Origin of the sequence: Paenibacillus methanolicus (assembly GCF_008124765.1) — a bacterium.
GTDB lineage: Bacteria > Bacillota > Bacilli > Paenibacillales > Paenibacillaceae > Paenibacillus_Z > Paenibacillus_Z methanolicus.
On sequence record NZ_VNHS01000002.1, the window covers coordinates 91131 to 107094 of the forward strand.

At 48.5% G+C, this 15964-nt stretch carries 10 protein-coding genes and 1 pseudogene; 1 reads left to right on the forward strand and 10 read right to left on the reverse strand.

Annotation, left to right across the window (positions count from 1 at the left end; all coding sequences use genetic code 11):
* Window positions 1-6 precede the first annotated feature (6 nt).
* The 8 genes from BCM02_RS05195 to BCM02_RS05230 form a co-directional block, all read right to left on the reverse strand.
* A complete protein-coding gene (locus BCM02_RS05195; RefSeq protein ID WP_148928015.1) occupies window positions 7-918 on the reverse strand; it encodes a carbohydrate ABC transporter permease in 912 nt (303 codons plus the stop codon).
* Window positions 915-3473 (reverse strand): DUF5696 domain-containing protein, encoded by a 2559-nt coding sequence (locus BCM02_RS05200; RefSeq protein ID WP_148928016.1) that lies wholly within the window; start codon window positions 3471-3473, stop codon window positions 915-917. The genes BCM02_RS05195 and BCM02_RS05200 overlap by 4 nt, the downstream gene beginning before the upstream one ends.
* Window positions 3474-3493: 20 nt before the next feature.
* Entirely contained in the window at window positions 3494-4129 is a 636-nt protein-coding gene (locus BCM02_RS05205; protein ID WP_148928017.1) for a Yip1 family protein, read from the reverse strand.
* Complete coding sequence (locus BCM02_RS05210) at window positions 4110-5576, reverse strand: NHL repeat-containing protein (protein ID WP_148928018.1); 1467 nt, start codon at window positions 5574-5576, stop codon at window positions 4110-4112. Before BCM02_RS05210 ends, BCM02_RS05205 begins: the two co-directional genes overlap by 20 nt.
* Window positions 5577-5591: 15 nt before the next feature.
* The gene (locus BCM02_RS05215) at window positions 5592-6461 is read right to left on the reverse strand and encodes a carbohydrate ABC transporter permease (RefSeq protein ID WP_148928019.1); all 870 of its coding nucleotides are present in this window, start codon (window positions 6459-6461) and stop codon (window positions 5592-5594) included.
* An 8-nt stretch (window positions 6462-6469) separates the two neighbouring features.
* Entirely contained in the window at window positions 6470-7426 is a 957-nt protein-coding gene (locus tag BCM02_RS05220) for a carbohydrate ABC transporter permease (protein WP_148928020.1), read from the reverse strand.
* 18 nt (window positions 7427-7444) lie between these two features.
* Window positions 7445-10282 (reverse strand): extracellular solute-binding protein, encoded by a 2838-nt coding sequence (locus tag BCM02_RS05225; protein WP_148928724.1) that lies wholly within the window; start codon window positions 10280-10282, stop codon window positions 7445-7447.
* 144 nt (window positions 10283-10426) lie between these two features.
* The gene (locus BCM02_RS05230; protein ID WP_148928021.1) at window positions 10427-11839 is read right to left on the reverse strand and encodes an ABC transporter substrate-binding protein; all 1413 of its coding nucleotides are present in this window, start codon (window positions 11837-11839) and stop codon (window positions 10427-10429) included.
* A gap of 563 nt (window positions 11840-12402) precedes the next feature.
* Here BCM02_RS05230 and BCM02_RS05235 point away from each other — a divergent pair.
* A complete protein-coding gene (locus BCM02_RS05235) occupies window positions 12403-13266 on the forward strand; it encodes a helix-turn-helix domain-containing protein (RefSeq protein ID WP_148928022.1) in 864 nt (287 codons plus the stop codon).
* Between the two features lie 119 nt (window positions 13267-13385).
* Here BCM02_RS05235 and BCM02_RS35880 read toward each other — a convergent pair.
* Window positions 13386-14306 (reverse strand): annotated as a pseudogene (locus BCM02_RS35880) (IS3 family transposase); the annotation flags it as partial.
* A gap of 702 nt (window positions 14307-15008) precedes the next feature.
* The gene (locus tag BCM02_RS05250) at window positions 15009-15593 is read right to left on the reverse strand and encodes a hypothetical protein (RefSeq protein ID WP_148928025.1); all 585 of its coding nucleotides are present in this window, start codon (window positions 15591-15593) and stop codon (window positions 15009-15011) included.
* Window positions 15594-15964 lie beyond the last annotated feature (371 nt).

Consider the following 15964-nt stretch of genomic DNA (forward strand, 5'->3'; position numbering starts at 1 on the left):
CCCCCCTTAATTATAATAAAAAACTTTCCTTGAAATCAGATAGCCGCCCACCAGCAAGATGAGCGAAACGGCCAGAAAATAGATCGTGGCCATCGCCGAGCTAAGACCAAAATTAAAAGCAGTAAAACCGGTGTCCAGAATCAAATCCGTTATCTCGTTGCTGGAGACGGAATCGACAACGGTATAAATCACATTGACCAGGATTAGCGGACTAACCATCGGGAACGTAATCTTCCAGAAAGCCTCGTAGCCGGTTGCCCCTTCCATCTTGGAGGCTTCGTACAGCTGCGGCGAGATGGTCTGGATTCCCGCCAGGAAGATCAGAATCTGAACACCCGATTGGCTGACAATCTGATAAATTCGGTCAACGGAACCCGTGAGGTAATCGACGCCCCACCCGCTTACCCCTGCTTGCAGCATCAGTTTCTCCAATTCAAAGCTCTGTAACGAACGAACTACCTTTGCCCCTGAACTCGCATCGTTTATCGCTTGCACCAGGCTTGTGCTCTCCAAGTTCATAATTACGCCGGATGCCAGAATAACGGGAAGGAAAAAGATCGCCCGGGCCACGGATCTTCCTATAAATTTCTGGTTCAACAACACCGCCAGGAATAGACTGAAAATGACGATAAGCGGAATATTGACCACGATATTCACGATCGATTCGGTCAACACGCGGTTAAAGCTGGTGTTTATCGTTAAGGCTTCCACATAGTTTTGGAGTCCGATGTACTTAACCGTTATCCCGTCCGAATTGGCCGTGATCGCACTGAAGCTGAATCGCAGCGAACTCAGCAAAGGGACAAAGAAAAAGATTACAAACCCAATCAGCCACGGCAAAACATAAATAAAACCCCATAGCGCCTTTTTTTGCGCGTAATCCATTTTCGACAGGCGAGGTTTACGTATGGATTTCATTTTTGTACACCACCCATTACATAACCTCCGGCTTCGACATCCATGCCATCCGCTTGTACCCTGGACCGATTGTAGTTCACGATGACATAGATCCCATTCTCATAAACGGTCTTGAAGACGCCTTCGCTTACCTTCTCGTGCGAAATTATTTTCTGGTTGTGCACGTTGCCCAAGACTCCATTCACCTTCTCATAGATTTGGGCAGCCTGGTCCAACCATTGCTCGTAATTGACGGCGTACAAGTCGTCGTAGTTCGAATCCTTTACGCTTTCATTCGGTTCGTGCATCCATTTGAAGTAAATGCCGGAGCCATACTCCAGACACTTCAATATATATTGGTTCATGTCGTTGAAGGTCGATAGATTATAAGGCGCGCCCGTATAGTCGATATATCCGCGAACGACCATTTGATAGAACGGAATTTCTTCATCTTCAATCTTGAACCCGCTATTGGTCATCGGTGCATTCGTAATATCCGTAATATAGGGAAACGCAAAGGCGTTGCCGCCACTCGCCATAATCTCGAGATTCCGTTCGCGAATCCTGTCCAGCGCCTGGTTCGATATCGATTCCGACTCCGTTCGATCGATCTGATGATTTGCCCGATAGTCGCTATTCAGCCGGTTGCCCAGATCCCGCAGCGAAATCCCTTCTAGACGATAGCCGTCCAGTTCGTTCAACATGGAATCCACAATCTTCATCAAGTAGCGAGGCGATACAACATAGAACGGAGCTTTGGTGCGATCGCGCTGGTTCAAGACCGGTTCAATGGGGTAGATCGCGGCCGGATCTCCCTTCAAGGTTCTGGCAGCTTCCTTGGTTACGTCGAAGCCATCGCCGGTGCGCGCCTCCGCGATGTAGACATCCGGGAAGAAGGAGAGGCCCTTGTCCCGGGCGAACGTGATAAATTCCCGCAGCGCTTTGCTTCCTCCCACTGCTCCGTCAACCGAGACATGATCCGGAACCTGATGATCAAGACCTTTATTAAACCATCCCGAATATTGAAGCTTAATATTGCGAATATTGCGCTTCTGCACCTGGTTTACGATTTCCTCTGCCTGCTTAAAGGTTGTCAGAGGTTCGAGCGCCTTGTAGGGGATTCCCACCACGTGTTTAGGTTTGGAAATACTCCCGATCAGCTGCAAATAAAACGGCACATCCCCTACGGAAGTTGAATCGCTGGCCGACTTCGGTTCGGGAAGTCCATGCGTTCTGACCAAATACTGCCGATAGTACTGTGCCATTCCAGAATAAGTCGCTTCTTCCCCGCCGAGAAAAGCGTACCGGACCGTAAAGTCCGATTTTGTCGGGTTCTCTTGAAATCGGGGCAAGGAACGCTCCTGTCCGTTCGCGTCCAGGGTGACTTGGTCCTTATTGATCACATAAAAGCTGGGATAAACATAGTTATAGCCATTCAGTTTGCCGCTTACATCCGCATTCACGCTTGCAACGGAATCGCCTTCTTCAATAATGCCGAGGAAAGCTCCTTCCCGGCGAATCATTCCGAATACCGGCAATCTGGCTTTTTCTTCCCAGAGACCGTCTTCGGCACTCTCCATCGTTAGATCGGATCCATAGATTCTTTGTTTGTAAGAGGAATAATTGATTTTGCCATTGTTGAAATGAATGAGCGCCCCGGAACCGTCCGGTACGAATAAGGAACCTTCCGTCTCCTCTCCTTCTGCGCCGAAGTAACTAAGCACCGATATCGTGTTAATCGGATATTCATCGGGGGAATGAATGCCGGAAGCCGGCACTTTGACCACGAGACTATCGCCATCCAGGGTATACTCGATCGAGGCAAGGAATATACGCGGTTCGGGTTTGGTTTGCGCAAGCCCGAGCGCTTCGAGATCCTTCCGGAAGTCTTCATCCGTATAACCGGCATCTTCAAACGCCTGGAGAGTCCGTTTCAGTTGAATGCCGGCCAGCGCGTCATTTCGTACATACAACGATGGGTCGGTGTCCTCTTTATAGGCAATCGTCAGCGCGCGCTTTCCCGTTTTATCCACTTTCCCCTTAAGTTCCTCTAAACGCGCTTTAGTCAGCTTCATCGGGATATCGTCAGCCGTTTTCTCGTCCGTTCCGAATTGGTAAGTCACTCGTATGCCGCTCGGAATGCTCTCGAATCTGACTTGCTTATGAATGACGCTATCTGTATAGGAGTTGATCGAGCTTAGCTGGCCGAACGAGTTATAGAAATCAATTTTCAATTGAGCGGATAATAAATCCTTGTTAATTCCTGTCGCCAGTTTATCGGATTCCCGCTTCGGAGGGTTGCTGTACCATATTTCTCCGTTACTTTTATCAAGAACGGCAATAACCCCTGACCGGTCGTCAGCGAATAATTGCAGACGATTGTTGGCTGCAACGCCTTTCATATCCGCGACTCGAGGATCCGTGAAGGAAACGGGCAAAGCCGTTCCCTTCACAAATTCCGCTGCAACAGGGCGACTTGATTCCGTTTGTTGATCAGAACCGGCGCCCGCACACCCGGCAGTCATCATTCCGAACAGGAACAACGAGGTCAGCAAGGCATATGTTTTCAAATTCATGGCTGCGCATGCCTCCTTCCTTAGCTTCTCAGGTCAATTTCCTGGTAAATCGTGGATACAAATGATGAGATCTGCTGAATCAGGCTGAAGAAAAGCAAGCACAGGAACGCCAGAAACCCCATGGCGACCACCGATAACAGTAGGGTACCTATGGTTTTTGACGGCGTAAATTGATGAACCGTCATATTCCCGACGAACAACAGATACAAGGACCAAATGACGGCGACGTTGTGCGAGAAATAATAGAAGCCCGTCTCTTGGATCGAGATCACGTTGCTTAACCAAATCCATGGAAAGGGGATGATCACCATTGGAATGAAGGCAAAGCAGGTCGACGTGAAAATTTCGACAAACTTCCCTTCTCCGTCCATCAAGGTCGTGAGCGACCAATTGGCCACGCACCAGAAGAACACCGGAAGCAGTACATACAGAACCTCCATCAAGCTGTTCATCTCAGCGGGATTGTATATATGGACGAGGAATCCGCTATACTGGCTGCTCATAATATTGGTAACGGCCATAAGGAACAAGATCGAGAGGGAAACGATCAGATTCGTTTTTCTGTTCCATTCATATTTCAAATCCCAATAGCCGTTAAATGGGTGTACAATCAGATAAAATGGCTGTTTAAGCCTTTCACTGTTCAATTGCGGCACGTTCCCTTCCCCCTTTCCATTGCCGGAGCTTCCTGAACGCGATTGTGCCGAGCGCAATCAAGACCATGCAGGTCATGACCGCAGGGAAGTATTCGCGCAGCACTTGCTTGCGATAGAGCAGGAATGCCTTCGAATAGTTCGGCTGATCCTTGCTTTGCTTAAAATATTTCATCGCCTCTGCGTACTTCCCTTGCCGAAGCAGCGCTTTGCCGATCCCGGCATAGGCGAATTCCAGGTTGGCGTTCATGTTGATCGACTTCTGGAATAAGGAGAAAGCAGCCTCTTCATCGCCCCTGTAGTAGCTTCGAACGGCTTCGTTTAGGGTCCGCCCGTATTCCGTTGTCTCGAATAAAGTGATCTCCCCAAGCCCTTTATCCAGAACGAGAAAATGATCTCCTACACGCTCAATGGCTGTCGGCGTGTTGAATTCGCCCAGCCGGTTGCCCAGACCGCCGAATACATACATGAAATGTCCATCGCCGTTGTAGGTGAAGATCCGTCCGCGCTTGGAATCCAGCACCGAATAGATTTCGCTGTCCGCGACATCGATGTCAATCAGCCTCGAAGCGTCCATCTGAGACGTGGCAGCGATGTCGCCGCGCGGGCTGAAATATCCCGTTCGCCTCAAAATATCGTTCCCTTGGGCATTTAATTTTTTGATCGTATCGCCAAACCTGTCGCCGTTCGTCGCATAAAGAAATCCTTCATCGTTAATATCCAGGTTCGTGAATTCCGTAGGCGTAAACATGACCATCCGACTCCGCTGGGCGCGGGTCGACAGCCGTTTCCATAACAACTCGGCCGGGTCGACCCTAACGCGGTTCGCGCCGATGAACGTCGAAAATTCGCCACTGGAATTAAATTCCATAAATCCGTCAAATACGCCGACGGCCATGACATAAATCCGCTGGGCCTTATCGACAACAACTCGAGCCGGTTGGAACTGAAACTTCTCCTGAAATAGCTCGGATTCCGGATTCTCGATCACCTTCACAAGCTTACCGTTCGAATCGAGATGGACAATCCTTTTATTGCCCGTATCCGCAACGTATAGCTGCTTGTTTTCGGTTACGAACAGGCCCTGCGGACTCATAAACGTATCGGGCTTCCCGTTCCGATCAAAGGAATCGATGATTCGAACCGGTTTGAAGCTCGAATCCATCGCCACGATTCGATTGTTGCCGGAGTCCAGCACATAAATTTGCTTATCTGCCGTAACGTGTATATCGTTCGGTTCCTTGAATGGTCCGACACCCATACTGTCGCCATTCAGGAGTGCCGTTGCCCGATAGGCGGCCGGCGAGGCGACAGCGTCTCCCCAGTAGGAATAATGATAGGATGCGGGCGTTTCTTCGGCATTGACGACCGCGCTTCCCGATCCAATGCTTAGCAAGCAAATGAGCGTCGTGAAGACAAATGTCCGTGCTTTATATAGACTGCTCAACATCGCGTCTCATCCCTTCTACTCTTTCATTCCGGAGGTCGCCATCGTCTGCATGACGCTGCTCTGCGAGATGATAAAGAGCGCAATCGGAACGATCATCAAGAGAAGGGCAACCGCCGCGCCGACGCCTGCGCGGGCGATGCCTCCTGCCGAGATTTGGCCAAGCGCGTAATGGAGCGTCTTCAGGTTCTCGCTATAAATGAAATTCCCTCCGTCGCTCCCCCATAATGCGGGGAACTGCAAAATCATAAGCGTCAACCATGCGGGCTTCACGTTCGGCATGACGATGCTCCAATAAATCCGGTATTCGTTCGCTCCGTCAATCTTGGCGGCTTCCAGCAGCGCGTCCGGGATCTGTTCCATGAATTGCTTCATGAGGAACAGTCCGAGCGGGAAAGCGAGCGACGGTACGATGATCGAGGCGTGCGTGTTGATCCAGCCGAGCCAGGACATCACCATATAGTTCGGAATCGCGGTCACATGTCCAGAGAACATCAAAGACAAAATGACGATAGAGAAAAGAGTCCCCGATCCCCAAAATCGGTATTTCGCAAGCGGATAGGCCGCCGCGGACGCCAGCAGAATATGGCCAGCCGTCCCGGCGATCGTGATAAACAGCGTGTTGGCGATATAGCGGGACAGCGGCACCCATGAGTTTCCCATCAGGGCGAACAGGTCGAGGAAGTTGTCCAGCGTCGGATTGTTGACCAGAAACCGCGGCGGGAAAATAAACAGTTCGTCAAGCGGCTTGAATGCGTTGCTGACCGCATAGATGAGCGGAAGCGCCATAAACGCGCCGAAAATGGCAAGAAGCGCGAACAGTACAAAACTGACGGCAAAGGACCGGTTCAACCGCCTGGGGGTCCGGAATACCGCTAGCATCCTCATGACCAAGTCTACTCACCTACCTTTCGCAACAGTTTTTGCGTCAACTTATTGGCGCCGATCATCATGCAGAAGAGCACGGTTGCGATCGTGGATGCGTAACCCATCTCGAAGCGGATCGTGCCGAAGTCCATCAAGTGCGTGACGACGGTATGCCCCGCGTAGTTAACGCTTGGAAATCCGGCTAACGCGATCGAGATATCGGCGACCGCAAGCGAGCCTGTAATCTGCATAACGGCTCCGAACATCAGCTGCGGCCGCATGGAAGGCAGCGTGATGAACCATAACTCCTGCCAGCGGTTCTTGATGCCATCTACCGCTCCCGCTTCAATCAGTGTCCGGTCAATCGTCTGAAGACCGGCGATAAAGGCGAGGAAGCTGGTGCCAAGGCTGAGCCACAACTGGACGATGATAATAATGGCCAAAATATATTGTTCGTTCGAGAGCCATTGAATCGGTTCGAGAATAAAACCGAATCGCATAAGGAACCCGTTCAAATAACCGTAGCTGTCTCCAGAGAATACGATCAGCCAAATAAAGAAAACGTTTCCCGAAATGGACGGCGCATAAAACACAAGGGTCATAACCGCTCTAACCTTGGGCGACAGTTCATTGATAATCCAGGCAAAGAGAAAACACGCGATATAGCTGACCGGACCGGTGACGACCGCAAACATGAACGTATTCTTCAGGGCGATCATGAACACATCGTCGCCCAGGAACAATCGGGAGTAATTCTGCCAGCCTACGAATCTCGGAAATTCCAGCATGTTAAAATAAAAGAAACTGAGTGCCAGCGAAATGACGACTGGAACGACCGTAAACGTGAAGAAGATCAGCATGTACGGACTCATCAGCAAGTAGTAGTGCTTGTTTTTTCGAAGCTCTCGGACAACATTAGCGAGTCGTGACGACTTCTTTGCCTGGATGAGGCTCGACGCGGCATGACGGTTTGCTTCTGCTTGCATCGGCTTCCCCCCCCCTAACTAATTCTGCAGATTGAATTCCTTCCGCTTGAGCGCGATTTCATCATTCATATACAAAATATAATCCGAAAGGGCTTCGCGCGGATTCTCGCTCCCGTTCACGACGCGCCGGAAGGCGTTATCCAGATGTCTGCCGGTGAAATATCCGCCCGGCACTTGAGGGATGCCCCTTACCCAATGCCATTGGCGTTTCAAATTGTTGAAATCCTTGACCGGCCATGGCAACTGCTCCAACGCTTCGATGTTGGCTGTCGGATATCGGGCAGCCTCGCCCAACAACCCTTCCAGCTCCCGTCCGTAAGCGAGTTGGGTATCCTTGTCGGTCCACCACTTCATGAATGACCACGCCGCGTCCTTGTCGTCGGCATTATCCAGCATCATGACCGCGGTCGTATGGCTGGCGACCTCATGACTTATGGATCCGTCCTCGTGCTCGGTGCCGGGTACGATGGTAAAGTCCCATAACCCTTTGATCTCCGGCGCCAGAACGGTCAGCAGATTGTACGTGGTATAATCGGCAATACCGATCGGCATCTCGCCAGTTCGGAACCGATTCGCGAAATCCGCTTGCAGCGGAAACTTGTAGTTCGTATAAAATTGCGTCCAGCGCTTGAAAACCTCCATGGAAATCTCGGAGTCCAATGCGCTCTTCATGTGGTCATTGTCCCGGTAGAACTGGCCGCCGTTCTGATAGAGCAGCATGGCGAACGCCGCATTCGGAACCAGCGTCGCATTGTTCGCAGCCGATTCGATCGGCAAATAGAACGCCAGGTTGTGCTTCTGCAGCACCGAAATCATGTTATACACATCCTGCCACGTCTTCGGAGGCTCCAAGTCCAGCTCTTTGAGAATATCCTTGCGATAGAACAGCATCGGGAATGTCTGCTGCTCCGGAAGCGCATATACCCCTTTGTCATAGATGTAAGGCGTAATTGCGCTATCGCGAAACCTTGCGGCGACTTCCTCGAAATCCGGAAAATCGGTCAAATCGGCTGCGGCGTTCCTCATCGCGTAATTGACAGGGATATCCTCGCCGGCTTGCAAGGCAACATCCGGTCCTTCGCCAGCCAGGACTGCCGGAAGCAGGATGCCGCCCGGAACGAGCCTTAAATTTACCGATATGTTCGTTTCGGGCGTAAACATGTCGTCAATCAACGCTTTCAATACTTGCGCCTGATCCCTTCCCGTCGTTACCCAAACCGTGACGGAACGCCCGCTTTCTTCCGTGCTGCCGATACTATCGTAATCTTCGGTATAAGAGGCCGCGTAAGCGCCTAACTCGTGCTTGATCTTCCCGAGCAAAGTCGCTTGCGTTCTCGGAAGCTTGCTGTCCGGCGACGCGACGATCAGATAATCCAACGTAAGCGGCTGTTCGCGCACCGTCAGAATCCACGTGCCAAGACCGCCGACATTCACCTTAAAGGAGTTCAATCGGTTCGCGATCGTTTCCGGTTTCTCCGCCATTTCGTTCAACTGCCGGACCATCGTGTGAAGAACAGCGACTTTATCGCTCCTCTCCCCTGTCGATTGTTCGAGATAATCCGCCACGGCCTGAATATGGCCAGCTTGTTCCCGGAAGACATCGATCATGCCGGGAATCCGCTTTTCCAATTGATAATCGCGGTTAGGGTCTGGCGTATTCGAGGTAATTAACATCACTTTTCGATACATCTCGTTGAGCTTCAGCACGCTCGACTCGATCGTCTCCATGAGCGGAGCGAGCTCGCCGAGCGAAACCGTCATACGAATGCGATGCTTCCCTTTCGTCAGATGATACAAGTAAGGCTCATTCCCTCCCAGCACATCTGTCTGCCATTCCATATTGAAGCTGAATCGCGTCCGCTTCATTTCCTCGAATGGATATCTGCCATCGATCATGATGCTGCGCGTCGCATAGACGCCCCGCAACTGATCCTGTTTGCGTTTCAGCGCAATCTGGTATAACCCATCCTCTTTCACTTCGAATTCCCATTCGATCCATTGCCCCGGCAGCTTCCAGTTGAGGCCCCCAATCGCGTTGACCCGAATTTTCGAAGCGCTGTACGGCGTGACCGCAGGGCTTGACCGATCGGAAATCGGATAAAGCGTAGGGGAAGATTTTAAGATCGCATCCTCTGCCTGAATCACAATACGTTGACCTTCGGCGGCTGCAACGCCTTCAGCTTCATATTCGGCTTTCCGTTCTTCATAGGTTTTCGTCTCCGGCTCCTGGTATAACTCGATATAGTCGATAGCCATCGGTTCCCTCAAGGAAGTCAAAGAAACAGTCTGAACCCCTTCATCGAAATAAAACAAATAGGGTTCGTCATGGTAACCTTCTCTGTCCTTGAAGGACACGATTTGCCAAGCCGGCTTACCAATCTGCCTCGGGCGCAAATCGTTTCCGCGATTGTCCCGCTTGATTTCATCTTCGCGATTGCCCCAATATCGATCGAACAATAAGATTTCGGCGTCCTTAAAAGGCAATTTCCGATTGATCGCGAACTCTCTCTCGATCGCGGAGCTTTTCCCCTCAAGAGGAAAATAATGAATTCGAATATTGTATAGACCCGGATGATCGATCCGGACTTTCCAGCTGATTGTACCGACCTCGGGCGTCAACACGGCTTGACCTTGCAGACCTTGAAATCCATTCGCAAGCTCAAAACCGTCCCCTTCGAGTTCGGCATATTGCTCGCCTTCGATTCGGATTTCCCCGGCCGGCCTGTCTGTGTTTGCGTAGCGTTTCATATAGGCGTCATATCCGTCTTTGGCATCTGCATCCACTACCGCTGCAAAATCTCCAATCGCTTGATCAGGGCCGTTGCCGGTTTGACGTGATGAGTAGATGGCCCACATGGACAAACCTATACCGACTAGAATCAATATCCATTTCACTGATCTCTGGACTCTGATGCTCAATTCTGCTCCCCTCCCCGGCAAAAGCGAATGCAAACAGTCGCATCCGTAAATGAGATGCGGACTGTTTGATCACTTCAATCGTTATTTCTTGTAGACTTCATCGATTGCCGCCTGGAAAGGCGTTTTGTACGTCTCGATGACCGTGGATACGGATTGGCCTTTGTTAATATCGTCAGCGAACTTATAATAAGGCATGCTCGGGAACGAAGCTAAGCTGTCGAGATAGAATCTGTTAGACGCTACTTTAACATTGTTGATATCAACTTCGTTATCAAACAACGTCTCGTACCAAGATTGGAGATTATAGTCATAAATGGAGTCGTATGTCTCTATTTTCTCCCAGATATAAACGAGCTGCTCCGGATTCTCTACTGCCTTCGGAATTACCATTGCCCACGGATTGCTATCAGGCGTATTGTAGGAAGTTCCATTCGGTCCTTTAGGGAAAGGAATAAAGCCGAACTCGAAATCCTTCATGTCTTTCTTCAGACCTTCCGCCTCATAAGCTCCACTTAAATACAACAACGTGTTACCTTGACGGAAAAACTGACTTGGCTCCGTCCAATCGCCGCCCTCGGAAGGTCTGACGAGTTTTTCAGTACTCAGTTTGGATTGGAAATTCAAAACTTCAACGGTTCTAGGATCATCCAGGTTCTGCTTGTCCTCTTTCGTCAAGCCTGTCTCGTTGGAGGCAAGCGCTGAATCCAAAAACCCGGCACCTGCCAATCCCCATGTATCAAGCTTTCCATCGTTGTTCGTATCTTTATTAGCCTCTTTGATCACTTGAATGAACGTTTCCCAGTTCCAATTATCTTCATCCACATATTCTTGAAGCGGTTTCATGCCGAGATTGTTCATCAACGTGCGGTTGTAGAAGAAACCGGTTGCTCCGCCCGGGTACCCGCCAAAGCCATACCCTCTCCCTTTATACTGCATAATCTTATTCGATACATTCGGATCGAACACTTTGTCATTTTTCGTATATTCGTCAACCGGCCACAACAGATCTTGACTTACCAGCGTTGGAATGGCGTACGATCTGGCTAAGCTGATGATATCGCCTACCGGTTCGCCAGCAAGCAGTGAGGCTGTAACCTTGTTCTGGTACTCGGCTTGATCGAGGACAACGTATTCAACTTTGAAATTATGTTTCTTCATCAGAGCTTCAAGATTCTTCTTCCTTTGGATATTATCAGGATTGTCTTCCGGGATTTCCAAACTCCAGAAGTTTACAATCTTAATCACTCTGCCGCCCATATCAAAATCCATCTCCGGCGTTTCCTTGGAATCGCCCGCGCCTTCTGCAACGTCATTGGTCCCCTCGGAAGCATTCGTCGCCGCCGCGTCGTTGGAAGAATCCTCCGAAGCTGCATTTGTGCGTACTGGATCGTTCTTGCTATTGCTGCTGTTTCCGTTGCCGCTTCCGCCGCTGCAAGCTGCTAAAGAAAATATCAACATCAGACTAACAAGCAGCATAACCAGTTTTTTATTCATATTCATCCCCCTGCAATTTTAATGTAACCGCTGTCAATTCAATGAAATATCAAACTTGCCGTTCGATCATTCCGCGCTTATCACCTCCTGGCCGCTCAACGCCGCAGCGCAATTGAAAGCCATATCGAATTCATTGCACGCGTATAAGACGATTGAAATCCACAACGTGTCCCTTACTTCTAAAAAATCATATTGTAAAAAATGGATGCAAACCTTCATCTTTTGGACATGAAAATAGCAACATTTAGTCATGATCCTACGAAGTCGGCGTCACTACTCCCTTTTCGCACGAGCAAAAAAACGCGCAAGAGAGCCGAGCATAATGCTCGAATCGCTTACGCGTTTTACGTTTGTAATTGCAACGAAACTACTTCCATGCGAAATTCGAATCTATAGCGTGTAAGCCTTTTCATTAATTTTAGTATGAATTTTGTAACAATCTAAGGCGTTATCTGTATCTACACGCTCATTATAAAATCTTACATGTACAGGGGCTAAAATACGACAATGGTTAATCGTAGACAAAAATGATAGATGATCCATTTTTTGTGGAGGGCGATATCTTGAATACCGTTTATTTGAACTGGTTTACGGATGACGAGCAATTCCCGTTTTTTATCCAGTATGGCGGGCACGAAGAAAACACGAATCTTCATCAGCATGAAGACTTCACCGAACTCGTCATTGTATTGAACGGGAACGCTACCCACGTTGTAAATTCAGAAACTTACTTTATTAAGACGGGAGACGTATTTGTCATTCATGAGGCTACCCCCCATGCTTACCTAAATCCTCATGAATTTAAAATTTGCAATATTATGTTTCGGCCCGAATTATTTCGAATGGCCGGTCCGGATTTAAAAGTATCCAACGGTTTCAAGGCACTTTTCGTTTTGGAACCTTTTTATTACAATCTTCAACCTTTTCATAGCAGGCTCAGTTTGTCTATTCCAAGCATGGAACACGTCTCATCCGTCATCTCCGTCATGATCAACGAATACAACGAGAAGCTTCCGTGCCATCAGACGATGCTTATTTCTCGGTTTATGGAACTTGTCGTTTATTTATCCAGACAGTATGACAGTCAGAAGAATGGCATGGACCGCAACCTGATGCATTTGGCTAATGCGCTCTCCTACATTGAAGATCATTACCTGGAGCCTCTTACGCTGGAGGAAATTGCGGCCAAATCCAATATATCGGTTAGACATCTGAATCGGATCTTCCAATCTTATTATCAAACGACACCTATTTCATACCTGCAACAACTTCGTTTGTCGCGCGCGCGTACGTTGCTCCGGCAATGCAGACTCCCCATCACGAACATCTCCTACGAATGCGGGTTTAACGACAGCAACTATTTCACGCGACGGTTTACCAAAGTTTACGGACTATCCCCCAGAGCCTATAGACAGAATATGCGATGACATCTCCCTCCTGCATCATAATCCCTCCCGAAACATCCAACATATCTATTTGAGAGTTTGACCACTTGTCTCTCACAAACATCCCCCCAATACATTGGGGGGAAATGGATCTGGTTGGCAAACTCCGTTTTGAAGATCTTAAATGTGGCTTCTGCCACGGCATTGTCATACGGACAGCCCTTCGCGCTAAGAGAACGAGTAATCCCAAATGTCTGAAGTGCTTCGGAGATTAGCTTAAACTCGCTGCCACGGTCTGTATGAAACATCTGAATGTGATGGAGAGGCACGGTGAGGCTTGCTACTGCTCTGTAGACAAGGAGTGCATCTTTACGAGGCCCACTACTACACCCAATAATTTCATGGTTAAACAGATCAACAAATAAGCACACATAGTGCCATTTTCCAGCGACTCGCACATAGACCGCAGGTAAGGCTCGTCTTGCTGGAACTCTCGTTGAAGCTTATTACCGACTGGCGCTTCGTCAGGATCCCCTTTAGATGGCTTGTACTGTGCAACTGTATAGTTGAAAACCAGACCATACTTCTTCATGATCTGGCCAATCTGGCGACGAGAAGCGAGAATCTTCGTCTTCCTGAGTTCGACCTTAATCTCGCGAGTACCGTAGTTGTTTCTGCTGTTCCTAAAGATCTTGTCAATGGCATACTCCAACTGTTGTTCTTCTTCCGTATCCGCCGTTTCTGGTTTGTAATAGTACGTGCTGCGTGGCAGCGATTTGTGCGCATTGTTGCGAATCACGTTTACCTTCGTCCCATGATCAGCGCGGCTTGCTTTCAAATGTCGTTTTCCATTCTGAGTTGCTGAATTTCCTTACGCAATGCAAGCAGTTCATTTTCTTCAGGCGTGCGGTTGTCCTTCTCAGTGAAGGAACCTGAATTTTTGCTTTGTTCAATCCAACGATCCAATGCAGAGGCAGTCAGATCGTACTCTTAACAATACTCGCTCTCGACTTTCCGTTCTCATACAACTGCACCATCTGTTTCTTGAAATCTGCCGTAAACGTTCTTCTTTGTTGGGACATTGTAGATCCGCTCCTTGTTTCTTATGTGCTTATTCTACTAGCCCTCAATTTTACTGTCCAACTTAGTGTAGACGATCTATTGCCGGATTAAATAATGCCTCCTCTTTATTATTCGGTAAATCCTTTGACTGATTCGGCTGTTTCCCAATAAACGTTTACCCAAACTGCATATAAGTGAATATTTATATATTTCTCATCATTTCTGAAAATCCAGTCTCATTAATTTTGAAAATTTTCTCAAAAATTATGACACCACACACGTGTCATATTCCATAATTCTTTAGAAAACGAAGCACGCAAACCCGCATAGTTTCGTTGTTGTTGTTCCACAATTCATTAGACGACAATTCATCTGGCGACCTTAACATCGCCATTATTCCCGAATTCATTAGAAAAAAATAATCGATTCTTTAAGTCAGTATACATTCACTGAATAATTATACACCCGCAAAATTCACCATTTAGATCCATCCAAGTCAACGAAAAAATATACGTATATAAAAAAGCAACTTGGCTTTGAAAACACAAAGCCAAGTTGCTTTAATTTTTTTAAACCAAGTAATTAATAAAAAAGTAGCCTTCCAAATAGTTATGGAATGCGACACTGCCTTAAGCTCTAACCTAGTAAATCTAACATGGTATATAACCGAGTCGTTACTCCTTTGCAAGCGACAAAAAGATCCCCATCTACGATTTAAGAATCTACCAATCAGCGCGAACACCGCCCTGCCGATCGAGCCGCCGCTTCCGCTCGAATATATCAGTATGGAGAGCTTTTAGAGCCTTCATCTTTGAATCCAACTCGTCCATTTCATTCTTTAATTCATCCAGCACCTGTCGCACATGATTGCTCCCCGGACTCGCATCCACGATCGTCCGCTCTCCGCGGTGTGCGAAATGGATAACTGGGAGTTGCCGGTACTCCAGATAGGTAATCAGCCCTTCCAGGTCCCCTTCGTACGTAACAGACCCCGAACGCTGTAGCTGCTCAATCAATGCATCCCATTCTAGGATGGGCGGATACGGGATTTTGCAGAGCTCCCTAACTCGGCGTAAAATCCGATCTGGCGTCCTAAGGGCATTTACAGCTAAGTCGGAACCTTCCAGATTGCTGATGAGATCGAAGACTTTGTCCCAGAGCGACTCCTCCTTCAGCGGAACCTCGGGATTGTTCTCACTAAGGCCTTGGTAACAGCGTAAGTACAGCTTCATGCCGTCCGTATCCAGCGTCAAAAGGTAGCGCTGCTTCGCATGAGTAAACGGCTGCTTAATCAACCTTCTTCGCATGGAAAGAACCTCCAATATAATTTGTATCTATTCTGACATAAAAAATGGAACTGGGCTATAGGTCCTATCCCTTTATGTGAGGATATAGTGTGTTACGCTTTAAATAGAGGTAATGATAGAGATGAGGGATGCTGAAATGATAGATAATGAGGGTTGGTTACATACGGGGGAGACAGAAGTCGGCTTGCAAATCTGGGCGAAGGAAAAGAACATCGAGGATCAGCGCTACCTGTTCATTGAATACAGGGATGCGGACGGCACCCGGGTCCATGCGGGATTACCCGGTCAACCGTATCCGGCTGTGAATATTGGACTTCCATTGTTTTTCTCATGTACTCTACTCATTGTTGTCTAATACCAGCTGTTGTCAT